Below are 24,667 nucleotides of genomic sequence, written 5' to 3'. Positions count from 1 at the left end.
CAATATATGATCATATTATATATTCAGAAAATCTATTTCAGCTCCATCGAATAAAGTAAGCCTTCATCTTTATTGTTTCTTTCCTCTCCTATATACAATATGGTATCGGTTGCAAAACAAATTCCTTCTTTCTGAGAGTTGCTCTGCAAATCTATTTGGGTCATTTTAGCATTTGTAAAGTTATCTCCTTCAAAATTTTCCAGGATAAAGACATTTTTATGCGTTATTAATGCTATTTTTTTCCCATTCGGACTTATATCAGCTCCCGTAATAGCTCCATCATGATATTTCTCCGGCATTTTTAGTTTTCCGACTAACTGTGCTTTATATTCACCTGGTTTATTTGGAATCTTATACACCAGCGAAGTACCATCAGATTTTTTACTTCTGTTTTTAGTAAAAAGATAAAAGTAACCGTTATGCTCTATAAATGCTTCACAGTCGTATAGCAAGTCCTTCTTTTTAGGTGGAAATTCTGTCTGCTCAGGATAAGAAAATTTTGTCATTTGCAAAACAGGCGTACTATTCTCTTTGCCGATTTTCACTTTATAGATGGCTAAATTTTTACGGATATTATCATTATTTCCGAAATCACCAATATAGGTAAAGCCATTTTTATCCTGTGTAATATCTTCCCAGTCATTATTCTCTACACCTTCAATGGTAATAGTCCGGGTATTGTTTCCAGTCATATCTATAGCAAAAATCTCATTGCTGTTTCCCTGGTCTTCATGAACGTAAAATTCCTTACCATCTGGCGAAATCTGTATTCCGGAAACTTCTTTTATTTTCTTAGGAAATCTAAATACTGTATGTAAAGGAGTGTCATAAGATATTTTTGATTCCTGTGCTTTTGGGGTACAAAAAATAAGAATAAAAAGCAGAGGTGTATATAGTAATTTACGTAGCATAAATCGTTATTTATAAACAAATGTAAGTGTTTTCTGTAGCAATGATCACGCCAACAGACAACAAAAAAAGCTGAATCAGATTCAGCTTTTTAAAAGTTTTTTATTTTTCTTTCAGAACACTTACTTCTACAGAAGTTGGGTTATTCACATCATGGAAAATCCGGTGTGTTGCCTTCTGAAAATCAGCTGAAGTAGCTTCATAAATATTCATAAATTTCTGTGGGTTACGGTCTGCCAATGGGAACCACGAGTTTTGTACCTGAATCATAATGCGGTGTCCTTTTTTAAAGGTATGTGCAATATCCGGCATTTCATAATTTACCTTCGTAACAAATCCCGGTTGGAAGGCTTCAGGTTTATCAAATCCATTTCTGTACTTTCCTCTCATAATTTCACCCCTTACCAACATCTGATATCCGGCCATTGTTTTTCCGTTGAAATCAGCTTCCGTTTCCGGATAAACATCAATAACCTTTACAACATAATCAGCATCTGTTCCGGTAGTCGATACAAATAAATGGTTAATAACCGGACCTGTCAAAGTAATATCTTCCTGCAATGCATCTGTCTGATATACCATAACATCGGGTCTCTTGGAAGCAAAACGTTGATCATCTATCATATATTCACGGGTTCTGCTGGTTTGTACTCCATCTTGATGAGGTACTGGTTTGTTCGGATCACTAACATATTCGTCCCACGAATCTGTTCTTTGCACCTTATCGAAACTCAGCTTACCATTTGGCTGGAAGTAAAGTTGTTTTGTTTCTGTATTCTTCGGCGGCCATGTATCAAAAGTTTTCCACTGGTTGCTTCCTGTAATAAAGATATTGGCCTCTCCACCTTTGAATTGCCCCTTTCCTTTCAGATGATAATTGAAAAACGGAAGTTCCAGATTTTGCTGATAATCTATACTTGTCGGATGATCAAACTTGATATCTCCGAATTGTTTACCATCTCCTCTCACCCATCCGCCATGAAACCACGGACCAGCAACAAGAATGTTATTGGCTTTAGGATTTTGCTTTTCAATAGCTTTATAGGTTTCGAAAGTTCCGTAAGCATCTTCAGCATCAAAGAATCCACCAACAACCATTACCGCAGGCTTTACCTGTGTAAGATGGGGTAATATATTGCGGTCTTTCCAAAACTGATCATAATCCGGGTGTGCATACATATCGTTGAAAAACTTAATGTTTGTCCCCATATATTTATCTTTAAGTTCCTTATTAGATCCTGCTTCTAAAAAGAATTTATACATTTCTTTAGCTGGTGGTACAAAACGCTTTGGCCCTTTGTCTGGAGTGATTGGTTCTGGTCTTGGTACTCCAAAAGAAATCATAAACATGAATGCATCATTCAGGAACATAGCACCTTTATGATGAAAATCGTCACCCAAATACCAGTTGGTAACTGGAGCCTGTGGTGAAACAGCTTTTAATGTCGGGTGGGAGTTAACCAATGTTGTTGTAGAATAGAATCCTGGGTAAGAAATACCATATACACCAGCTTTCTGGTTGTAATTCTTCAGATTCTTAGAAAGCCATTCCAGCGTATCATAGGTATCTGTACTTTCATCAATACCCTTTTGCCCCGGTTTTAATGCTGGACGAACATCTTCAAATTCCCCTTCACTCATCCACTTACCACGTACATCCTGATAAACAAAAATAAATCCTTCACGCATTTCTGCCGGAAAATTTCCTAAGGAGGTTTTATATTTATCTTCTCCGTAAGGTGCTACAGTATAAGGTGTACGGTTAAGTAATACCGGATATTTCTGTTTCTGATCTTTAGGCATATAGATCGCTGTAAACAGTTTTTTCCCATCCCTCATCGGGATTAATTTTTCAACTTTCGTATAGTTTTCCCGAACGTAAATAGAGTCTTCTTTCCGGGATTGTGAGAACACTACAGCTGTGCTGGCCATAGCAATGGCCAAAAGGAATTGTTTCTTCATGTTAATTTAGTTTTCTTACCTAGTATAGTAATAATGCTGTAAAAGCCTACCAAATTTACATAATTTAAAAAGAAATAAGCCGGTGTTATACCGGCTTATTTTATTATATTTTTTTGATTCCCTCTTCATTCATATTATGTGCAGGCTGTGACATACTGCATTTTATACTGCCATCATCCATAATTTTAAATTCATAAAAAACATCTGGGCTAAAATCTCTGACTTTAAATTTGTTAGTACTGATAGGCTCCAATTCTAACCTCACTTGAGGATTCAAGGGTACATACAATTTATTATTCTCAAAAAATACCTCAAATGTTTTACTGTTCTTCTTAATATATTTACCTGCATATTTTTGTAGTAAACTAACATCTACCTTAACTGGTTTTATATCGTAAAGAATATTTCTTAGCTGCCTCACTGGTGAAGATGTAGCCTCCGAATTATTATTTTGCAGCATAATAATCGTTTTATCATGATCTAAATCTCTTTCAATAAAAGTTATATAGCCTGCCCAGCCACCGGAATGATTTGCTATTTTCCCAAATGGATCTTTTGCATCAATAGCCCAGCCATAACCATACCGGGTATCTTTTTTATCTTTAGTAACTATGGAACTAAAAATAAGATCTTTATCTTTCTGATTAATCAGTTTATCTCCATACAAAGCCCTGTCCCATCTCAGCAAGTCACCCGTTGTAGAATTCACCATGCCATCCCCTACAATACCATCCAGATAATAAGTATAATATTCCTTTCCCAGATCATCCAACAATTTTTTATTTCCAAGGCTGTCTACAACATAGCCTAAAGCGTAGTTGGAGATCTTTTCTGGTTTATACCGGCTTCTATAAACTCTGGTATTATCCATCCCAAGAGGTTTGAATATTTTTTTGCTCAAGTAATCACCATAGGATTGCTTCGATACTTTCTCGATAATTAATCCTAATAAAGCATATCCTGTATTACTGTACTCATATTTATCACCTGGCACAAATAAAAGCTCAGGCTTATATTTTGCCAGCATCTCTACAATATCTTTATTTGTTGCAAACTTCTTCTTATCCCAGTTTTTATCAAATAAACTCATATAATCTGGCAGCCCGGATGTATGATGAAGCAAATTATCTATGGTAATAGGTTTATAAAAGCTTAATTCCGGAAAATATTTAGTGAGAAGGTCATTGTAGCTAAGTTTACCTTCTTTCTCCAGTTGAACAATTCCCATTGCTGTAAATTGTTTCGAAACCGATGCTAATTCGAATACTGTATTTTTATCCAGTTTCTGCTTTGTCTTTTCATTAGCCAGTCCAAAGCTTTTTTCATATATCACTTTCCCTTTTTCCGCAACAAGAACATTTCCATTAAATTCTTTGGCAGCATATAATGCTGTGAACAGGCTGTCCAGCTTCTTTTCTTTCTGTCCGTAGACAAAACTCGATACAGCTATAAAAAGGATTATAACTTTTTTCATAATAAGTATTTCTATATTTGGTGAACTAATATTCTACAAATATAGAAATATAATTAATATTCCAGCTTTTTCTTTACTTCATTCCAAAGCTGATCCATTTCTTCCAGACTCATTTCTGAAAGGACAAGATTGCTTTCGTGAGCCAGCACTTCCATAGCCTTGAAACGGGAAATAAATTTCTGATTGGTACGTTCTAATGCCGTATCTGCATTTACACCGGCAATACGGGAATAATTGATAATGGAAAAAATAAGGTCTCCCAGTTCTGCTTCCTTCTTATCTGCATCTGTTTCAGCATGAAATTCAGAAAGTTCTTCTTCAACTTTCTTCCAGGCTTCTTCTGCCGTAGGAAAATCAAAACCTATTCCTTTTACTTTATCCTGAATGCGGTAAGCTTTGATCATTGGAGGCAAACCATTGGGAACCCCCGACAAAATAGATTTATTCCCTTCTTTCAGTTTCAATTTCTCCCAATTCTGCTTTACTTCTTCTTCATCTTTAACTTCAGTATCTCCATAGATATGCGGGTGGCGGAAAATAAGTTTTTCATTCAGACTGTTGATTACATCTGCAATATCAAAACTCTGTTTTTCCGATCCTATTTTTGCGTAAAAAACTAAATGCAGCAATACATCTCCCAGTTCTTTCTTTATTTCCTGCAGATCTTCTTCCAATAAAGCATCCGAAAGTTCATAAACCTCTTCCAATGTCAGATGGCGCAAAGACTGCAAGGTTTGTTTTTGGTCCCATGGGCATTTCTCGCGCAGATCATCCATAATATCCAGAAGTCGGCCAAATGCTTCCAGTTTTTCAGCTCTTGTATTCATATTTATCAATTTTCGGGAGAGACAAAGTTAATTTAATCTTACTGCAATAAAAAACTCTGCCCGATAAGAGCAGAGTTTTTTTATTGTATGACTGAAGAAATTATTCCTCTTCAGTTTTCTTTTTAGCTGTTTTTTTTGCAGGCTTTTCTTCCTCGGCAGCTTCTTCTTTTTTAGCCGCTTTTTTAGCAGGAGCTTTCTTTTCTTTTACCTCTTCAGTAGCTTCAGCAGAAACCTCAGCAGCTTCTTCAGCAGCAGGAGCTACAAAACTTTCTGGTGTAATATATCCTCCTTTCTGAAGTGTATTATACCATTGTACAAGTTTTTTGATATCAGATTCGTAAACTCTTTCTACATCATAGTTAGGAAGTACTTCAGCCATAAATGTTTTAAGCTCATCCGCTGAAGATTTGTGGTTGATGGTTGGTTTGAAATCTTCTTTTTTTGCAATATTATGGAACACTTCAAATAAAGGAACTTCGCTATCAAAAGTAAACATAGAGATGTTATCCAAAAGGCTTACCTGGCTTGTATTGGAAATGTTAGCTTTTTTTCCTGTTGTGATATCTTCCACAATAAAACCTGTTCTCAGCTGAGAAACAAGTCTAAAAAGTCCCGGTTTACCCGAAATCGAGATGATTCTTTCTAACTGCATTTTTATTTTTTTATCTTAGTTAATATTCTGTTTTATTTAGGAAACCTCATCTTATAATCTACAGATACATCACCTGCAGTAATCTTGGTAAGCTTCCCTTTTATTATTTTCTTTTTTAGCGCGCTTAGTTTATCCGTAAATAAAACTCCGTCAATATGATCATATTCATGTTGAATTACGCGGGCACGAATATCCGAAAAAGTTTCGGTATGTTTCACAAAATTTTCATCATAATATTCCATTGTGATGGTTTCTGGTCTGCTTACATCTTCCCGAACATCCGGAATACTAAGGCAACCTTCGTTAAATTTCCAAGGTTCTCCGTCGTATTCTAATATTTTTGCATTGATAAATACTTTTTTAAAATCTTTTAATTCTTCACGAATATCCAGATAATCTTCATCTTCTGCTAAAGGACGAACATCGATTACAAATAAACGAACATCTAATCCGATCTGTGGAGCTGCAAGTCCTATGCCATGCGCTTGGTACATCGTTTCGAACATATTATCGATTAACTGGTTTAGTTCCGGGTAATCCTTTGTAATATCGTGTGCTTTTTTCCTTAAAACAGGATCGCCATAGGCGCGAATTGGTAATATCATCTTGTCTCTAAAAAATTCTGTAAAATAAGTGTTGCACTTATTTTATCGATTAAACCTTTCTGTTGTCTTTCTTTTTTGCTTTTACCACTTTGACTGATAAAGAAAGATGCCATTTTACTGGTAAATCTCTCATCGAAGCGGTTAATTTTTATCTGCGGAAATGCTATCTGAAACTGTTCCAGAAATTTCTGAATTTCGGTTTCTATCTCCGACATATTGCCTTTTAAATCTGTAGGAAGTCCTACTACAATCTCATCTACTTTATTTTGCTGAAAATAAGTTCCAAAAAAATCCATGAGCTTCGGTGTTTCAACCGTTTGTAGTGCTGAAGCTATAATCTGCATATCATCCGTTACAGCTAATCCTGTACGGGCTTTTCCATAATCAACAGCCATTATTTGTCCCATTTTGCAAATTTAGTGTTTTTTTTAAGTTTTAGATGATGTAATTATTTTACATTCATTTCTGTTTTCTGATTCTTCTGGTATAAATATACCAAAGAATATCAGAACCAACTATGATCGCCTTTGTAATCAATATTTTTACAAAATATTAATAATGTAAAGCATCAGTTTTTCTAACTTAGTTCTGTCATTATCTATTATACTTATTTAATATAACTACTCATGAAAAATACCTGGATAAACCATCCTGTAATTCTACAGGGAACAAACATAAATCTGGTACCATTAGAAGAAAAACATCTTGAAGAATTATATACAGCAGCTGCCGATAAAGAACTCTGGGCACTTATTCCGACAGATTGCTCAGAAAGAGATATTTTTTATAAAACTTATGAATTTGCTATCAGTGAAAGAACTGCCGGTAACCAATATCCTTTTGTCATAATACATAAGGATACAAATAAAATAATCGGCTCTACCCGGCTTTTTGAAATATATCCGGCTGACAAAAAACTTGAGATTGGCTGGACCTGGATTACAAAAGATCATTGGGGAACAACTATAAATCTGGAGTGTAAACTATTATTACTAACCTACTGCTTCGAAACTCTAAAAACAAACAGAGTACAACTGAAGACCAAGGACACCAACTTCCGGTCGAGAAAAGCTATTGAAAAAATAGGTGGAATATTTGAAGGTATCCTGAGAAAGGATAAAATAGTAAGCGACGGAACAACAAGAAATGCTGCCTATTACAGTATATTAGATGATGAATGGGAACAAGCAAAAATAAAAATACAAAAGCAGATTGTGGAAAAGAATGTTAATAGCTGAAATCTGTTTGTAAATATTCTTTAGCAAATAATATGGAGACCAACTCCTAATACCTGCATAATTATCATATATAGTTTTGCATCAGGATTTATATTTTTTTTCTACCTTTAATTTCTCAAAAAAAACTTAACCATTATTTTACACCACCAGTACAATTATTTAATATGAAAAAATTAATTTTGGTTCGTCATGCAAAAAGTGACTGGCCCGAGGGTATAGACGATTTCAACAGGCCCCTCGCAGAACGCGGAAAAGAGGATGCCCCAAGAATGGCTGAGTTTCTGAACGACAAAGGAATAGATATAGATGCGCTAATATCCAGCCCCGCAAACAGAGCCTACAGTACATGTCTTTTTTTCCATAAGACTTACAAAAATGCAGAAATGAGTACTGCATCGGCACTTTACAATGCCCGTGAGAATGACTTTGTCTCCGTCATTAATCAGATCGACGATGTACACAACAGTGTGGCCCTTTTCTCCCACAATAATGGGATTTCTAATTTCACCAATCTTTTTTCCGGCAATGATATCATTAGTTTTCCGACATGTGGTGTTGCAGGTGTCGAAATAGACATTGATTCCTGGAGCCATTTCGACGAAGAGAAATGCCAGCTAAAATATTTCTACAGTCCAAAAGAACTGGATTAATCCAAGCCATAAAAAACGGTTTACAATTAATTCAGATAATAATCTTAGCTAATTGTAAACCGCATATACAAACTGTAAAAGACACAAAAGCAATGTTAATTGCTACCGCTTTTAGAAAACAGAATTTTACCGGAATTATTTCCACCATTTAGACATTAAGCGCTCTATGGTCTTTGCTGAGTGTAATGGCTTTGTGATCTTAAAACATTATAATAAATAAAACACTCTTTGCGTTCCCTGCGACAAAAATTACTTTCTTTTCAGATCAAGATCTTCAAAATCAAAACTGAAATCAGTAACTCCCGAAATAGGTTTTAGTCTTGCAGACTGTGCCTTTCCTGTTTCATCAAAATTAAAGATTACAAAAGCATCTGCATCGTAGCTTCTGTCGTCCCACTTTGCCACAAAAGTATTATAAGAATATGGCAATAACTCGCCTTTTAGTCTTGGAGAGTTTACACAGGAAATAAAGTACTTCTTTCCTTCCTGCTTTACAATTATATCACCAAACCAAACATCATTATATGTTCCGATGAATTGTTCGGGTTTTGCTAACTGTTGAATATTTTTCTGTGCAGCTTCTACCTTTGCATACACATCATTCTTCTCTTTATCATAATTAGCATTTACTTTTGCCATACGGTCACCATAATTTTTCAGCCAGTCTCTGCCCTGAACTCCAAGATAAGAATCTTTAACCGTATTGGTAATTGTATTAAATGCAGCTCCCGATTGCTGATTGGTCAATACAACTATGCCCAATTTAAGATCCGGAATCAAGGTAAACTGGGTAACAGTACCAATAAGTCCGCCCGTATGCTGAACCTGCAGATGTCCTTTTACATCACTAAGGAACCACCCCATTCCGTATCCGTAGAAATTAGAATCATAAGGATTTTTAACTGCTATACTTTCTGGTATTTGCAGGCTCCATAATTCGTGTGCATTCTTTTCAGAAACCAAACGTTTACCATTTTTGGTTACAAAACCATTAATTAGAAAATTGGCCCATGTTGTCATATCCGGAATGTTACTCATGATTCCCCCTGCTGCGTTTGCCGTTTCGTTCCAGTCATGTGGAACAGCTACAGCTTTACCATTCACAGGAGCATGAGCATCAATTTTATTCGTTACCGCTTTTGCTCTGTTATAAGATCCAAAACTACTCGACATCCCTACTGGCTTCATAATTCTCTGTTCAATAAAATCTGCCCAGCTTAATCCTGAAATCCTGTGGATAACTTCCCCCGCTACAATAAACATGATATTGTTATAATCCAGTTTGGTTCTGAAAGGGTTTGCCGGTTTTAGGTAACGTACATTATGTACAATATCGTTCACTGTAAGATTTCCACCCTCCGGAAAGAACATTAAATCTCCCTGTCCCAAACCTAAACCGGCGCGGTGGGTAATAAGATCTTTTATAGTCACTTCCTGGGAAACATAAGGGTCATACATTCTGAATTCCGGAATAAATTTTGTCACTTTGTCATTCCAATTTAGTTTCCCTTCATCTGCCAATATTGCCAATGCTGTTGCGGTAAAACCTTTAGAATTAGAAGCAATTCCTACAAGCGTATTCTCGTCCATAGCAGCTTTTGTATTGAGAGATCTTACTCCGAATCCTTTTGCATAGATTAGTTTACCATCTTTTACAACACCTACAGACATTCCGGGTACATCAAAAGTCTTCAGTGTATTTTTCACCAATTCATCGAGTTTTGCGTCTGGCACCTGTGCATTGATAAAAACAACAGATACGACAAAAAAGAATAAAGAGAATTTATTTTTCATGAAATTTATTTTGAGCTTAAAGATAAGAATTAGTTATCAGTCTTAACTAACGCCTAAATGCCGAATAAATGGGGAATAATGTACGATGTGGAACAACTGGCAACTAAATCGTATCTTTGCGGAAATCTAAAAAAGTAAATGGAAACTAAAAGAGCATTTTTTCTTGAAGCCTACAAACTAGGTATTATTAAATTCGGAAGATTCACCCTGAAAAGTGGTATTGAAAGCCCATTCTATGTAGATCTTCGTCCTTTGGCATCCGATCCGAAAATCCTAAAGCATCTTTCTAACTATCTTCTGGAAATGCTTCCTTTGGATAATTTTGACCTGATCTGCGGTGTACCTTATGCAGCTCTTCCTATGGCGACAGCAATGTCATTAGAAAGTTATATCCCTTTAATTATTAAAAGAAAAGAGGCTAAAGCTTACGGTACTAAAAAACTAATTGAAGGTATCTTCCAAAAAGGGCAAAACTGTCTTTTGGTAGAAGATGTTATTACTTCCGGAAAATCTCTTTTAGAAACTATTGATGAGGTAGAAAATGAAGGTTTAAACGTATCCGACATTGTGGTTGTATTAGACAGACAGCAGGGAGGACGCGAAAAATTGCAGGAAAAAGGCTACAACGTACACACGTTATTCACAATCTCTGAAGTTGTTGAAATCCTTCAGGAAGAAAATCAGCTGACTGATGATGAGGTAGAAAGAATCAATGATTTCTTAAGCGGGAACACTGTTACTTTCGAAGAAAAGAAAAAAGTTCGTTACGAGGAGAAGCTTAAAAATATTGACCACCCTGTAGCAACAAAATTATTGGAAATAGCATTACAAAAACGCAGTAATCTTATTGCTTCTGCAGATGTTATTACAACACAGGAGCTTTTGGACTTTGCTGAAGTTGCAGGTCCACATATTGCTGCATTAAAAACGCATATCGATATTATTTCTGACTTCGATTATGATAAAACAATTATTCCGTTAATAGATATTGCAACTAAACACAATTTCTTACTAATGGAAGACCGTAAATTCGGAGATATCGGAAATACGCAGGAATTACAGTTTTCACATGGTGTATACAAGATAGCAAATTGGGCAGATATGGTTACAGCTCATGCCATCGGAGGTAGCAAAGCATTAGAAGGTTTCCACAATGCAGGAATCATCACGATCCTGGGAATGTCTTCTCAGGGAACACTTACCGATGCTCACTACCGTGAAGAGGCTATGAAAATTATTATCAACGAGCCAAACGTTATGGGTTGTGTAGCACAAAACCAGATTCAGGATGATCTGCTATTGTTCACTCCTGGTGTTAATATTTCTGCTGAAGGAGACAGCAAAGGACAGCAATATAACACGCCGGAACATGTATTCAAAAACCTACATACTGATTTCATTATTGTAGGTCGTGGTATTTATAAAGCTGATGATGTAGAGCAGGCTGCACTAACCTACAGAACAAGAGGATGGCAAGCTTATGAAGCTGCAATTTCATAGACTTATAAATTTATAATAAGAAGCATTTCTTATCATATGTCTATGCCTGACTTTTAATGATCATGTAACTTCGCAGACATCAATTTAAACCAATAAATATGAAAAAGTTATTTTCACTTCTTAGTTTTTTAGTAGCCAGTACATTCATTTTTGCTCAAACTGCATGGAAAGCTGATCCTGCACATTCACATGTAGCATTTACAGTAGTACATATGGGAATTTCAGATGTATCCGGAATTTTCAAAAATTTCGACTTGGCTGTTGCATCACAAGCTAAAGACTTTAGCGATGCCAAAGTAAATTTCAGCGTAGATGTTAATTCTATTGACACCAATGTTGACGCTCGTGATAATCATTTAAAAAGTCCTGACTTTTTCGATGCAGCTCAGTTCGACAAAATTACGTTCAATAGTACTTCTCTAAAAGCGGATAAGACAAATACTTATACTCTTAAAGGAAATCTTACTATGCATGGTGTAACAAAACCTGTAACAATGACTATGGTATACCGTGGTGAACTTACAGACAAAAAGACAGGTAAAGTAACAAAAGGCTTACAAGTATATGGAGATGTGAAAAGATCTGACTTTGGAATCGGTGGAAAATTCCCGGATGCCATGCTAAGTGACATTGTAAGAATAAAAGCTGACTTTGAAGTAAAACAATAAAAATAAATTTTTGTTCATAATACCCCGGAATTCCCGGGGTATTTTTGTTGAATATCTATCCAAACATTTTGTTAAACAAAGCCTTACAAATTTTTGATTTTGTTAAGCTTTCATAACATGAAATAAATCTTACTTAAAAATTGTTAATTTTTTATTTTTTGGCATCTTATTTGCGAATTATAAAATACTTCATATTAACAGATTTTTTTAACTAGTAAAAAAGCAACTTGCTTCGGCAGTGTTGCTTTTTTATTTTTCTGTTCATTTTTATTTAACTTCCGGCTTCACTGGAAAAAATAAAATTCTTATTATTTACTATCTTATTTTATAAATAGTAAAACAAAATATTCCTCTTACTATCTCACTTTAAAACACTGATTAATAAAGAATCAAGTGTAAAACTTAGGGACTCGGTAAAATATTTAACCAATACGAAGATGAAAACCGGAGATTTTCACTTCCCTGATTAAGATAATGTTCCTCCATATATTCTTGGGCTTTGCACTTGATCCTTAACTACTTTTTCATATTTTTTCAAAAAAAATAATCGAAGAGTGTAACCTTTTCGTTTTTTTGTAGTCTTGTTAACAGAAAACATTTCCGTGAGAATATTATCTAAACATAAAGACGACCTCGTAACGCTGCTAAAAAAGCACGACCCGGTAGCGCAGCGAAGATTTTACGAACAGCAGTCACCAAAGCTGCTGAGTGTAAGCCGTACCTATATAAGGGATATATACCATGCCGAAGATTGCCTGATAAAAGCTTTCTGCAAGATTTTTAAAAATATTGAAAGCTTCCGGAACGATGGCAGTATAAATGCATGGGCACGACGTATTGTTGTAAATGAATGTCTGAGCTTTCTAAAATCACAAAAAACAATTTTTTATCTGGACGAAAACCAGATAGCCGATGCAGCAGAAGATCATGAAGAAGTTAATATCTACGAAGATTTCAATGTACAGGAACTATTGGATCAGTTACCTGAAAATTACAGACTTGTTTTTAATCTCTATGTTCTGGAAAGTTATCCACATCAGGAGATTGCAGAAATGCTAAACATCTCTGTATCGACAAGCAAAACACAGCTTTTCCGTGCAAAAGCAAAACTGAAAGAAATATTTATACAACAAAAATTAATTAGAAATGAAATCCGATAAACTGGACAACTATATAAAAAATCAGCTGGAGGAAAGAGAAATAACTCCATCCAGAAATCTTTGGGCTGATATCCGGTTAGATCTGGAGGAAACTCCCAAAAAGCGTAAAAACCATACTGTTATATGGTTGGCTGCTGCTTCAGTTATCCTGTTATGCAGTCTTGCAGGTATTTTCATTTTCAAAAATGACAAACAAAGCAACAATCCTATTATTGTAAAACAGACTCAGCCTGTAAATAGTTCGCAACCTAAAGAAGTAAGTACACCTGAGACCAGTATAAAAATAGACTATGCGCTTAAAAAAGAAAGTCCTGTAAAAAATCTGGCTCAGCAGCAACTACCTTCGACTAAAATTCAGAAAACGCCAAAACAGGAGCCTCTGCCTAAAACTGTTATTACACGTACTGAAAAAATTGATGCAGCCATTCCTGCACCTCAAAATCAACTTGTAAAAACTGAAGAAACTAAGGAACAGGCAGTAAAGAAGAAAAAGTATGTAGATCCTAAAATTCTTTTGTTCTCTGTGGAAAACAGAGAAGCTATAGAAAAGACAAAAGACGGATCTAACGTTGCATCTGTCGAGATCCACAGATAAATTCACATTTTATAAAAAAGAAAAATTATGATAAAGAAAATTATTATAGCAGGAGTATTGTGCCTATTTTCCAATTCTTATTTTGCACAAAAAACTTTTAAGCTGAATCTTCCTTCTAAAGAAGACACTTCGGTGAGTCCTATTGTAAAGGAGAATATAGAGCATTATGCCCGACAGATCAATACCATTATCCAGGAAGAAAAAGTAAAAATGGAGAATGAGATAAAAAAGGTAACGCTGGAAGCTGAAAAAAATGGTTTATCCAATCAGGAAATCGCAGAACAAAAAGCCAAAATTGCCGATTCATATTCCGAGAAGATTGATAAACGCATCAATGATTTAGGTTTTAATGTAGATGAAATCATTCAGAAGCAGGTGAAATATTCTTTGCTTAATACTGATGCTACAAGTGTAAAAGACCTTCATCAGAAACTTATGTATAAGTTCCGTGCCGAGCGAAGCCTGACTTTGTATGCTTCTTTTGGTGTAATGGGACTTACTAACAATCTTCCTAATAATGATCTCGATAACAATAAAACCTTTTCCAACAATTTTGAATTTGGTATAAAATACAACAGACAATTTAGCATGACCAGTCCGTGGGGGCTTGTATCGGGATTAGGATTTTCATGGAGGACATTACGTCTTGAAAATGATAAATTCTTTACAAAAGATGCCAATAATAATATTATTATAGCACAAAGTGACCGGGATCTTCAGAAAAGTAAATTAAGAACCGGATACATTATGGTGCCGATTGGTTTACAATATAATTTTTCTCCGCTTAAAAATGCTGGTGAGGATGTAAGATACCGCAGTTACTTCAAAGGCTTCAAGGTAGGTGCAGGACTATATGGTGGTATCCAGATGTCTACGAATAATATTGTAAAGGGTGACGGTGTAAAATACCGCCACAGGGAGGAATTCAATGTTAATCCTTTTGTATATGGAGTACAGTTTTATATTTCCTATAACAAGTTCAATTTCTTTATTAAAAAGGACTTTAGCAATTACTTCAAGGATCAGACTTTCAAAGATGATAAAATGATTCAGTTTGGCATTCTATTTGACATATAGATATCACATTCATATTAACTTATATTATTTCAACTAACAAGAAAGCAACCCTTCCGGGTTGCTTTCTTCATTATGTATAATATGTTGTTTTTACAGTTTCAGATCACCATTTACATCTCTCACTGCTGCAGCGGCAGTCTGGAATTTTTCTTTCTCAGCATCATTCAGATCTAAGGTGACAATACTTTCGATTCCGTCTTTACCAATAATACACGGAACACCCAAACAGATATCTTGCTGTCCATATTCTCCTTCTAAAAGTACGGAACACGGAATCATCTTTTTCTGATCATTCAGGATAGACTGTACCATTACCGATACTGCTGCCCCCGGAGCATACCATGCAGAAGTTCCCAACAATTTAGTCAGGGTAGCACCACCAACTTTTGTTTCTTCAGTAACATACTGGATCTTTTCTTCATTCAGAAATGCTGTTACCGGAACCCCGTTTCTTGTAGCCATACGTGTTAAAGGAAGCATTCCTGTATCGCTGTGTGCAGCGATAACCATTCCGTCTACATCCGAAATCGGGCATTCCAAAGCTTCTGCCAGCCTGTACTTAAAACGAGCACTATCCAACGCACCGCCCATACCAATAATTCTGTTTTTTGGTAAACCAGTTACTTTATGTACTAGATATGCCATTGTATCCATAGGATTACTTACTACAATGATAATAGCTTCTGGTGAATGTTTTAATATATTTTGTGCAACTTCTTTTACAATTCCTGCATTAATCCCGATAAGCTCTTCACGGGTCATTCCTGGCTTTCTTGGAATTCCTGAAGTTATAACAGCTACTTTAGAACCTGCTGTTTTTGTATAATCGTTTGTTGTTCCTGTAATTTTGGTATCAAAACCATTTAAGGAAGCCGTCTGCATTAGGTCCATAGCCTTTCCTTCTGCAAATCCCTCTTTGATGTCTACCAAAACTACTTCGGCAGCAAAGTTTTTCATGGCTATATATTCTGCACAGCTTGCTCCAACGGCTCCTGCTCCAACTACGGTTACTTTCATATTTTTGTATTTTAATGATTCTACCAAATATAATAAATTATCTGATGAACAAAAAGAATTAAGACCTGATTTACTCACAAAAAGAATTCGGGAAAGGGCATAAAAAATGACCGAAAAAATATCCGGCCATTTTTTTATTATTTTATAATCCACAACAGAGAAAACAATGTGGATAACTTTTTCTAAACACAAAAATAGGTATCTCCCAATTATTGTTCTTCTTCGAAATACAAACGGTAATATTTTCCTTTATCATCCTCCCCCGTCTCTAGCTTCTGGCGATCTCCATGAACATAGATATGGAAATTCTTATCAAGCTTTATCACACTTTTAAAGTGTCTTTGTTGTTTCTTTACAGCACCTGTAGCAATTGTAAAGCTATCTTCCAGTTTTATATCTCTTTCTTCTTCAAACTGTTTTTTATATTCGTCGAAGCTTTCAATAACCTCCGGATGTACCAAAACCTGTTTTTTAAATTCTTCAATCTCAAATTCTTCTTTATCTTTAAAGAAGTTGATCGATTTATTCAGATAATCGGCCTGATCTACTCTGCTCACCTCATATTCCTGTGGTAATTGTTCTGTAACATAACTTTTGTACATAGACAATGTATGCTCAGTATTGAAATACTCATCTTTACGCTGCTGAAGCTGTAAAAAATCGTCTACCCAATAACGGGCTTCTACTCCGGCTTTGGTGGTATCGATTACAGAAACCATATAGCCATCTTCCTGCTCGGTATTGAAAATAAGACAACCTTTATCCAGTTTTCTCAGGTTAATCCCCTGGTCTTTCTGAATTTGGAAACCTTCATCTTCAGGAAGTACTTTCAGGAAAGTTTCTTTATTTTCGGTTTTAAATAGACCAATAGCATCTACAATTTTACCTTCTACAACATAGTCTCTGAAATAAGTGACATAAAACTCACCATCTTTAATATTACTATGCAGGGTTTTATTATGAAGATGTTCTGCCAGATTTTTGGATTCCTCATGGCAAAACTCAGGTTTTTCGAAGATTTTACTGGCTATTGAAAATACTGCATTGTTCTCTAATGCATCTTCATCATAAAATTGGTAATATACATCCGACTTAAATGGCGTAAGGAAAAAATCTTTCAGCAAAATTGTCATGTCAGGTTCCAGTTCCAGTTCACTTTCTGACAGAACCATCCCTTCTCCATTCATTTTATTACGTACATAATGTACAGAAATATGTTCCAGTCTGCGGATATTATCTTCGTTCATATTTTTATTTTTTGAGAGTTGCAAAGATATTCATTCTCCACTTTCATTAAACCTAATTGTTAGTAAAAATTAGAAGTAAAAGTTAATTTACTTAAACTCTCGTTTTGATAAAAGATCTATCAGATTGAGAGGGATTTTATCTATTAAAAAATGATTAAAACAAATTCAATTGACAGATTTTCAGTAAATTACAATAAAACAGATTCTAAAGGAACATTATTTGGCATATCCCGTTTAAAATTCAAAAAAATGAATCATTTAGAAGCAACACAGGAAATCACAGCCATTATTCCGGAAATAAAAAATGAACTCTCCGATCAGAACACTTCTGGCATTATTCAGATATTCACAGACAGAATAAGAGAGATGATCCGTAAAAATGAAAACCGACTTTTATTCAAGAGCCTGGAGAAGATGGATCATATTTACAAAAAAGGAGATACAGCACTAAAAAATGCGGTGGAAAATATTTTTATTTATTCTCTGGATTATTTAACTGCTTCCTGCAACAAAGAATACAGAAGGGTAATTTTTTGCAATATTTCTCCGGATTTGCAAAAGATATACTTCCGGCAGATTTACAAACCGGGAATGTAATTTTATTCTTTAACAAATATTATGATTGACATCGGCGTTTAACTACTATCACTAACATCTGAAATTATGAAAAGAAAGACGAGAAGAAAATTTGACATAGAAGAATGGAAGTCTTCTAATACCAGACACAACATTGAAATTTTGGCAGTTCATATTGCTGCAATTGTAGGCATTTTTGCCTTTGCTGCCTATATTTAATGATGGCATAATTTTCGCGACACTTTAATTGCTTTAAAAAACTTAAAGATTATGATGAACGACAAAATGCAAACGATCAATAAGAAAATAGCTACAGAATATTTAAAAATATCTTATCCTTCCATTCGGAACGAAATTACCCAGTTATCTGCTCAAAATAATTTTGCAGGTATTATGCAGGCAGTTATCAATCACCTGAAACTTCTTTTACAGGAAGCTAAAATCAATATGATTTCCTACCATATAAAATCTATGGAATGGCTTTACAGAAACGGAAATAATTATATAAAATATATTATTGAAAGTCTTTTTGTGAGATCATTTGAGAGTATGAAAAGAATATCGGAAGATCAGCACTGGGACAAGCTGTACGAATACATGCCGGTAAGATTTCAGGAAATATATCTGGAACAAATCCGAAAAGATGAAATTATCATTCAGAAAAAATAATACAAAAATACCCCGGAGAAACTCCGGGGTATTTTTTTTTGCAAAGGCTATAAATTATACCGGAATATACTTATTAATCACCTTCCCATGACTGAAAGCTGTTGAACTTTGTAATTCCAATGTTTTCTGATTTTTAAAAATAGGCAATCCACTGCCAAGCGCAATAGGATTGATAATCATGTAATACTCATCAATAAGGTCTAGGCTGATAAGAGAACTTACAAAATTGCAACCTCCATATACCAGAATATCTTTTCCCGGCTGATTTTTGAGAGTTTTCACAACTGTTTCCAAATCGCCGTTTTCCAACTCAATATTACGTCCTGTAACAGGGTTCTCACCACGACTAAAAACTATTTTCCTCATATTAACTATAGGTTTAGCCATTGCATATGCAGGACTGTCGGCTTGATTATCGAATACATTTTCCCAATGTTGAATAAATCCCGAGGTCATTTTGCGACCAAGCAAGAGCGTATCACTGGTTTCTGCAAGATCTACAATAAATTGAAATGCAGCAGGATCCTGTTTACCCGATAAAAATATCCAGTCCGTCTCACCATTAAGTCCTGCAGCGTAGCCATCCAGAGAAATGTGCATTTGCAGTTTTAATTTTCGCATGACATTATAATTTAGGACATGAAGTTACTCATAATCAAAAATATAAATGGTTATCTTAATAATATTTATTCACAAAATTTTAAACTTATACTTTTTGATAGTGGCTATTGTTGATAACTTTTAATGTACTTCTGTAAAAACAGCTATACCCCAAATTGCCTCAAATGGTGATCCATATGTTTATAGGCTGCTATTCCCCATTCATTTGTTGAAATATTTCCAAAAGCAGGATGGGAAAGAGTAAGAGGATGATCGTTAGCCGGGAATTCACCAATTAATAGAATAAATTCATTTCTCTGTTTTTCGAAAATAATATTAACTAACAATCAGTAAGTTATACAAAATTGATACAAATATGTCACAAAATTATCTTTACTCAAATATAAATTAGTCTGAAAACGTTCCAGCCAAGGAAAAATAAATATTGATATACCCAATAATAAAATAACATCTTCTAATCCAGATAATCAAGATAATCAAGAAATAAATATATTTACAATAGTATCTGGAATATACAGTAACTACCATAAAGCTGACAGAGTAATACTTTTACTTAATGATAAGGAAAATCGTAAATCTTTGATCTCTGGATTCATATAGGATTATAAAAACCTCTCCTTTAAAGTAGCTTCTATTTGTCTGATCATTTTGGTTCTATGCGATTATTTAGGCACTCTTTTTCGTTTTTTGATAGGTTTTGTGCGTTGGCAAAAATGCAAATGCACTACCAAAAGTGTTGGCTAAATTTTTGTCATTCGTTGCGATTCAACTTTGCTAATGTCTTGTATTGTTATATCATTATTAGCTATTAAATTATCAAGATGTCCACGGTTTAGTAGCTTAATGTTGTTTGACTTTGCTAGTATTATTGCTGATGAACTGTAATCATTGTTGGTTATGGTCAGTAAGTTGAATTGTTCTTTAAATTTGTCCTCATAGTAATTTTTTGCTGTACAAATTTCTTGTATGGCTTCGTTTCCAACTAAGGATTTTGTTTGTTTGGCCTGTATAAGATAATTTTCTCCATTTTTCAATACCACAACATCAACACCTTTGTCATTGGAATAGGGTGTAAGGTAAACTTCAAAGCCTAGACATTTGTATAGCGATGCTATACTTGCTTCAAAAAGATTCGGATGGAGCCTGTCAACATCTGTTAAAGAAAGAGGTTTATATTTACTTTCTGTTTTTGTTCTAAATACATTACCAAATAATTCGTCTGGAGTCAGTTCTGCTTGTTCAGTGGGAAACAATGTATTGCTTGCCAAAGCTTTTTTATTATTCAATAAAGTATCAAGAATTTCATCAAAGGATTTTAATCTGTTACCTTCCTCGTCTTTCATTTCTTCTGGAAATATTGCCATTGGATAATACACAAATACGTCTTTCTGTTGTCCAATCCTATAAGCTCTGTCTGTCGCTTGTTCCTCTTTTGCAGGATTCCAATGTCTTGTATAATGTATGATGTGGTTTGCTTTTGTAACATTCAGACCAACACCTGCTGCAATAGGCGACATAATAATTACATTGAATCCTTCATCTGACTGAAATCTATCAATAGTTTGTTGTCTGCTTAATTTTGATTTTCCTTCTAATTGTTTTGTTGTAGGCGTATCTCCATTTATAATACTCGTGAAAATTCCAAAAGTGTCGTAAACAACTTTCTGCAACATTTTTTGCGTTTCTCGTCTGTCCGCAAATACAATTACTTTTTCGTTTTTGGATTTTATATCAGCTAAAATCCCTACTGTTGTTTGCAACTTAGATGAACTTATAATCAGTTCGTCTGTCGTGAATTTTAAAATTTGACTTTCCAATAAATACGGATGGTCTGAAATATCTCTAACCGCCCAAAGCGATTTCAATTTTTGGTTTCTTTTTTCCACACCTTCTAATTCTGAATCATTTGCCATTTCAATTTCTTGCTTGTAGCGGTTTAACTGAATGGACGGCATTTCTCTTTTGATTCTTGAATTATGGTTATCGTATTTTTTGGGCAAATCTTTCGCTACATCACTTTTTAATCTTCTTTTGATAAAAACACCAATATTATTACGAAGTTGTTCGGTTAATGCTTTTACATCTGTGTTTTCATCACTCAATGGCTTTTGATATTCCTTTGCAAAGTCTTTGGCATTTCCTAAAAGTCCGGGAACCGCAAAATCCATTAAACACCAAATATCTACCAAAGTATTTTCTACTGGTGTTCCTGTCATAGCAATTTTAAAATCAGCTTTCAATGCTTTACTGGCATTAGTAATGAGTGTTCCTGGCGTTTTTATTTTTTGTGCTTCATCTAATGCAATAATTGCAAAATCAACTAACCCTAAACTAATTTGATACGACCTTAATGTTTCATAATTGGTTAGAATGATTTGTTTGAATTGTAATCGTTTAGCGTCTTGCTGATTTTGGACTGGATTATTTTCTTTTGTTAGTGAAACTCCTCCGTATAATTTAGATAAAGGCAAGTTTTGCGGACTGAAAAATTTCTGATATTCATTTTCCCAATTTTCAAGTAAACTAACTGGTGCAACAATCAAATATGGTTTGTTATCATCAAAGTTTTGGCTATGCCATTCAATGAAATATAACAGTTGTAACGTCTTTCCCAATCCCATATCATCGGCAAGTAAACCTCCTGCAAAATTTTCTTTGAATAGAGATTGCAACCACGAAACCCCTTCTTTTTGATGTTCTTTTAAACTAATACCAATATTCAAATTTGGTATTTCGTAAAAACTGTGTTTTAGATTTTCAGGCAATTCATTTCCGTTTGAAAACTCTGTCAGCTCAGCGTTTTCTTTTATTATCAATACTTCGTAGTCAGTCTTCTTATCTTGCTTTATTGGCATATTAGGGTTTTCAAATTGCTTTTTTGCCGACTTTATGAACTTTTCTGCATCATCAATTGGAATTTCCGCATTTTCCCACTCAACTGTTTGCTTCTTATCTTTAACCGCTTTTTCTTTTTGCTCAATAAAGTCATTAAGTCTTTCAGGTGTTTTAAAATAGATTTTTTTCTCTCCCTGAATTTTGTCCTTTATTACAATTCCTGGAATCCACTGTGATTTATAAGGACTAGCAAAAGGGTAGAACTTTGGACTATAAACGCCAATTTCCTTTACTCTGTCACTATAAAAAACAGTAAAATCAATGTCATCATCATTAAAAAACAATTCGGGGTGCTCTATGATTTCTTGAATTGTTTTTTGGTCTGCAATTTTTCTTTTCTGTTTGATTTTTTGTAATTCTGTTTTTTGATTTTCAGAAATTACTACTCTCGTTGTTTCTCCATTATTTCCCGATATTGGATATACATCCCGAATTATCGGTAATTTATCAAATGTGTTGGTAAAACCTATTGCATTATCAATTTCAACTGTCGGGATAATTTCAAACAATCCATTATTAAAATCAATGTCCACTTTGATTTTCTCGGGAATAAATAATTGCTGATTATTTAAAAACTGTTCTAAGGTCAATCCGCTTTCTTTTGAAAGTGTTTTTAATTCTGATAATTTTTTAAGATTAGTTACATTTCCTTTCTCGCTATCAGATAACTTGTTGAATTCGTCAATAGCTTGACAAAGTAAATGCTGGTTTTCGGAAAGTAAATATTCGATTTCTTCTACTTTTATTATTGCTCCTTTACGGATTGTTTTTAATCTTGTGCCATTTGGAGCAAAATCATAAAACCCATATCTAAACTTGAATGAATGATGTGTTAATGTTCCGTCTGATTCTACAAATATTTCATAAGGATAAGCATTGGGTAAATCTAAAATTTGCTTGTCAATTTCATTTAGCCTTAGAATATCAATACCTCCAATTTCGCAAGAGTACTCTGTATAATCAGCTAAACCATTATCGTGTAACTCTGTGAGAATTGCAAGTTGAGATAAAAATTCTGACTGTAATTTTTCCCATTCGGAAACAGGAATTTTATTTCCCGAATCATTCAAAAAATAGAAAGAAAATTTCTTATTATCGTATGTATATTTTAAAATCATCCAAATACTTTTTTGTTCATCCAACTATTAAACCTTATTTCCCAAATTTGATTACCATCTCTGTGCGTTAGTCTTCCTTCATCGCTAAAACGATCGTAGTAATTATCACTTCGAATAGCCATAGGTATTGAAGCATTACGCAAATCATCCACACTATTTAATTGATAGCTCAAACTTGGTTTGTATGGGCTGTTAATTTTATAAGCATAAAAGGCGTAGCCTTCGTTGCTAAACTCTATCAACATATAATCGCCAATGTATAATATAAATGCAGAAACATCTCTTTTACTATAAACTGTTTCAAATCTCGAATCTACATATTCGGCTATTCTCTCATCTCTTTTTAGTATGCTTTTTGTGTGAAGGGGGCCATAAACCTTAAATGATGAAATTTTTGAAGCAAAGCGAAGCCAAAATTTCTTTCTTCGTTCATCATTGATGCAGACATTGAAGAATACATTTATGAACTGTTGTGTAATCCATTCGTTGAGAATATTTCTTGCTTCAATAATTTCCCTGCGTTCAAGCTCTGTTGCGTTGTCAAATGCTGCCCAATTTGAAATATTACTTGGGTCGCCAATTTGAGTGAAGGCAATTTTTTTTATTTTATCTTGTACAGTTGCAAATTGAGGTTCGTTCGCTTGAATGATAATTTTACTGACTAATCGTTTACTTGTAATAGAACTGTTATGTTTTTGCAATACATCATTCAGGTTGTCAATTGCAATTGCAATTTTGCTTTTGTTTCTTTCGTAATAAATTAAAATAACTTTTGAGAAATATGGATAGTCAAACCAAGATTCAGGAACGCCTAATATTTTTGTAGCTTCTTGAATTGGTCTGTTGAGTTTTGCGATTGTATCGCCTAAAATCAAATCTCCGTTTTTTATATTGAAATAACGCTTATTGTTTTTGAAAGAAATTAATGTACTTCTATTGCCATTGTAATTATCTAATCTTTTAGCAATGAATTGTGCTAGTTGCTCCAATGATTTTTGATGGTTTGTTTCCCAGTTTTTCAAAAAGCAATCTATCAAACCAACTAAAAAAGAATCTCTCCAATTTGACTCCAAAAGTTTCAAAGCATAATTTAATTCGTTTTCACTACCGAAAATGACTTGTGAGTTTTGTTCTGAATAGGTTAGTGAATAGGTTAGTGTTCGTAGTTCTCTACGTTCAAATGCAATGTTTGAATTATTGATAAAATTTTTGAATTTTCTAAAAACTTGAGGAATAAGATTATTGCCCGAGAACGAAAATGAATTTGCTCCAACTTCTTCGATTACTTTTTGAAGTTTGTCTATTCTGTGTTCGTTTAATGATGATAATGATACAGGAACAATCTTTTGTGCCGACTGCTGGAATGTAGTCGGTGAAAAATAAAATTGTAATATGTCTTGTATTGTTGGCATA

24 protein-coding genes are annotated in these 24,667 nt (G+C 34.4%); 10 read left to right on the top strand and 14 right to left on the bottom strand.

Going from position 1 to position 24,667, the window contains the following annotated elements; all coding sequences use genetic code 11:
* Positions 1 to 32 precede the first annotated feature (32 nt).
* From ATE49_RS20500 to ruvX, 7 genes are all read right to left on the bottom strand, one after another.
* Positions 33 to 911 (bottom strand): NHL repeat-containing protein, encoded by an 879-nt coding sequence (locus ATE49_RS20500; protein WP_065081300.1) that lies wholly within the window; start codon positions 909 to 911, stop codon positions 33 to 35.
* A 100-nt stretch (positions 912 to 1,011) separates the two neighbouring features.
* Positions 1,012 to 2,871, bottom strand: a complete 1,860-nt coding sequence (locus ATE49_RS05155; protein ID WP_081278411.1) for a CocE/NonD family hydrolase — start codon at positions 2,869 to 2,871, stop codon at positions 1,012 to 1,014.
* A gap of 103 nt (positions 2,872 to 2,974) precedes the next feature.
* On the bottom strand, positions 2,975 to 4,345 hold the full coding sequence (locus ATE49_RS05150; RefSeq protein ID WP_065081298.1) for a serine hydrolase domain-containing protein: 1,371 nt from the start codon (positions 4,343 to 4,345) through the stop codon (positions 2,975 to 2,977).
* A 53-nt stretch (positions 4,346 to 4,398) separates the two neighbouring features.
* A complete protein-coding gene (gene mazG, locus ATE49_RS05145) occupies positions 4,399 to 5,172 on the bottom strand; it encodes a nucleoside triphosphate pyrophosphohydrolase (RefSeq protein WP_059343715.1) in 774 nt (257 codons plus the stop codon).
* 100 nt (positions 5,173 to 5,272) lie between these two features.
* On the bottom strand, positions 5,273 to 5,824 hold the full coding sequence (locus ATE49_RS05140; RefSeq protein ID WP_065081297.1) for a DUF5606 family protein: 552 nt from the start codon (positions 5,822 to 5,824) through the stop codon (positions 5,273 to 5,275).
* 32 nt (positions 5,825 to 5,856) lie between these two features.
* Positions 5,857 to 6,429 (bottom strand): peptide deformylase, encoded by a 573-nt coding sequence (def, locus tag ATE49_RS05135; RefSeq protein WP_059154224.1) that lies wholly within the window; start codon positions 6,427 to 6,429, stop codon positions 5,857 to 5,859.
* Positions 6,426 to 6,836, bottom strand: a complete 411-nt coding sequence (gene ruvX / locus ATE49_RS05130; RefSeq protein WP_065081296.1) for a Holliday junction resolvase RuvX — start codon at positions 6,834 to 6,836, stop codon at positions 6,426 to 6,428. Before ruvX ends, def begins: the two co-directional genes overlap by 4 nt.
* A gap of 219 nt (positions 6,837 to 7,055) precedes the next feature.
* Here ruvX and ATE49_RS05125 point away from each other — a divergent pair, with 219 nt between their 5' ends.
* Both ATE49_RS05125 and ATE49_RS05120 read left to right on the top strand, forming a co-directional pair.
* Positions 7,056 to 7,667 carry a GNAT family N-acetyltransferase gene (locus tag ATE49_RS05125; protein WP_065081295.1) on the top strand — a complete coding sequence of 204 codons (612 nt, stop codon included), beginning with the start codon at positions 7,056 to 7,058 and terminating at the stop codon, positions 7,665 to 7,667.
* A 164-nt stretch (positions 7,668 to 7,831) separates the two neighbouring features.
* Complete coding sequence (locus ATE49_RS05120) at positions 7,832 to 8,317, top strand: SixA phosphatase family protein (RefSeq protein ID WP_065081294.1); 486 nt, start codon at positions 7,832 to 7,834, stop codon at positions 8,315 to 8,317.
* 249 nt (positions 8,318 to 8,566) lie between these two features.
* Here ATE49_RS05120 and ATE49_RS05115 read toward each other — a convergent pair whose 3' ends face one another.
* Positions 8,567 to 10,111: a serine hydrolase gene (locus ATE49_RS05115; protein WP_065081293.1), complete on the bottom strand. Its 1,545-nt coding sequence runs from the start codon at positions 10,109 to 10,111 to the stop codon at positions 8,567 to 8,569.
* Positions 10,112 to 10,249: 138 nt separating this feature from the next.
* On the opposite strand from ATE49_RS05115, the gene pyrF reads away from it, so the two are divergent.
* From pyrF to ATE49_RS05090, 5 genes are all read left to right on the top strand, one after another.
* Positions 10,250 to 11,611: an orotidine-5'-phosphate decarboxylase gene (gene pyrF / locus ATE49_RS05110; protein WP_059154231.1), complete on the top strand. Its 1,362-nt coding sequence runs from the start codon at positions 10,250 to 10,252 to the stop codon at positions 11,609 to 11,611.
* 98 nt (positions 11,612 to 11,709) lie between these two features.
* The gene (locus ATE49_RS05105; protein ID WP_059154232.1) at positions 11,710 to 12,279 is read left to right on the top strand and encodes a YceI family protein; all 570 of its coding nucleotides are present in this window, start codon (positions 11,710 to 11,712) and stop codon (positions 12,277 to 12,279) included.
* Between the two features lie 602 nt (positions 12,280 to 12,881).
* On the top strand, positions 12,882 to 13,439 hold the full coding sequence (locus ATE49_RS05100; RefSeq protein ID WP_059344893.1) for an RNA polymerase sigma factor: 558 nt from the start codon (positions 12,882 to 12,884) through the stop codon (positions 13,437 to 13,439).
* A complete protein-coding gene (locus tag ATE49_RS05095) occupies positions 13,426 to 14,034 on the top strand; it encodes a hypothetical protein (protein WP_065081292.1) in 609 nt (202 codons plus the stop codon). Before ATE49_RS05100 ends, ATE49_RS05095 begins: the two co-directional genes overlap by 14 nt.
* A 27-nt stretch (positions 14,035 to 14,061) precedes the next feature.
* Complete coding sequence (locus ATE49_RS05090; RefSeq protein ID WP_065081291.1) at positions 14,062 to 15,111, top strand: outer membrane beta-barrel protein; 1,050 nt, start codon at positions 14,062 to 14,064, stop codon at positions 15,109 to 15,111.
* A 90-nt stretch (positions 15,112 to 15,201) separates the two neighbouring features.
* Here ATE49_RS05090 and ATE49_RS05085 read toward each other — a convergent pair whose 3' ends face one another.
* Together ATE49_RS05085 and ATE49_RS05080 are read right to left on the bottom strand one after the other, a co-directional pair.
* Entirely contained in the window at positions 15,202 to 16,128 is a 927-nt protein-coding gene (locus ATE49_RS05085; protein WP_034868732.1) for a malate dehydrogenase, read from the bottom strand.
* 209 nt (positions 16,129 to 16,337) lie between these two features.
* The gene (locus tag ATE49_RS05080) at positions 16,338 to 17,375 is read right to left on the bottom strand and encodes a nucleoid-associated protein (RefSeq protein WP_034868730.1); all 1,038 of its coding nucleotides are present in this window, start codon (positions 17,373 to 17,375) and stop codon (positions 16,338 to 16,340) included.
* A gap of 249 nt (positions 17,376 to 17,624) precedes the next feature.
* On the opposite strand from ATE49_RS05080, the gene ATE49_RS05075 reads away from it, so the two are divergent.
* The 3 genes from ATE49_RS05075 (at position 17,625) to ATE49_RS05070 (ending at position 18,620) form a co-directional block, all read left to right on the top strand.
* Complete coding sequence (locus ATE49_RS05075; protein ID WP_034868940.1) at positions 17,625 to 17,972, top strand: DUF7674 family protein; 348 nt, start codon at positions 17,625 to 17,627, stop codon at positions 17,970 to 17,972.
* A gap of 66 nt (positions 17,973 to 18,038) precedes the next feature.
* On the top strand, positions 18,039 to 18,170 hold the full coding sequence (locus tag ATE49_RS20495; protein WP_255024718.1) for a hypothetical protein: 132 nt from the start codon (positions 18,039 to 18,041) through the stop codon (positions 18,168 to 18,170).
* A 51-nt stretch (positions 18,171 to 18,221) separates the two neighbouring features.
* Entirely contained in the window at positions 18,222 to 18,620 is a 399-nt protein-coding gene (locus ATE49_RS05070; RefSeq protein WP_034868729.1) for a DUF7674 family protein, read from the top strand.
* Between the two features lie 54 nt (positions 18,621 to 18,674).
* Here ATE49_RS05070 and ATE49_RS05065 read toward each other — a convergent pair whose 3' ends face one another.
* The 4 genes from ATE49_RS05065 to ATE49_RS05050 form a co-directional block, all read right to left on the bottom strand.
* A complete protein-coding gene (locus tag ATE49_RS05065) occupies positions 18,675 to 19,241 on the bottom strand; it encodes a dihydrofolate reductase family protein (RefSeq protein WP_260255572.1) in 567 nt (188 codons plus the stop codon).
* Between the two features lie 143 nt (positions 19,242 to 19,384).
* Entirely contained in the window at positions 19,385 to 19,567 is a 183-nt protein-coding gene (locus ATE49_RS05060; RefSeq protein ID WP_065081290.1) for a DUF1569 domain-containing protein, read from the bottom strand.
* A 414-nt stretch (positions 19,568 to 19,981) separates the two neighbouring features.
* A complete protein-coding gene (locus ATE49_RS05055; protein ID WP_065081289.1) occupies positions 19,982 to 23,278 on the bottom strand; it encodes an SNF2-related protein in 3,297 nt (1,098 codons plus the stop codon).
* Positions 23,251 to 24,666, bottom strand: coding sequence for an EH signature domain-containing protein (locus ATE49_RS05050; protein ID WP_065081288.1), 1,416 nt, complete (start codon positions 24,664 to 24,666; stop codon positions 23,251 to 23,253). Before ATE49_RS05050 ends, ATE49_RS05055 begins: the two co-directional genes overlap by 28 nt.
* Position 24,667: the final 1 nt, after the last annotated feature.

The organism is Elizabethkingia miricola, assembly GCF_001675285.1.
Lineage (GTDB): Bacteria > Bacteroidota > Bacteroidia > Flavobacteriales > Weeksellaceae > Elizabethkingia > Elizabethkingia miricola.
The sequence above is the reverse complement of the archived record's forward strand: the minus strand, read 5'-3'. Positions and strand labels throughout refer to the sequence as shown.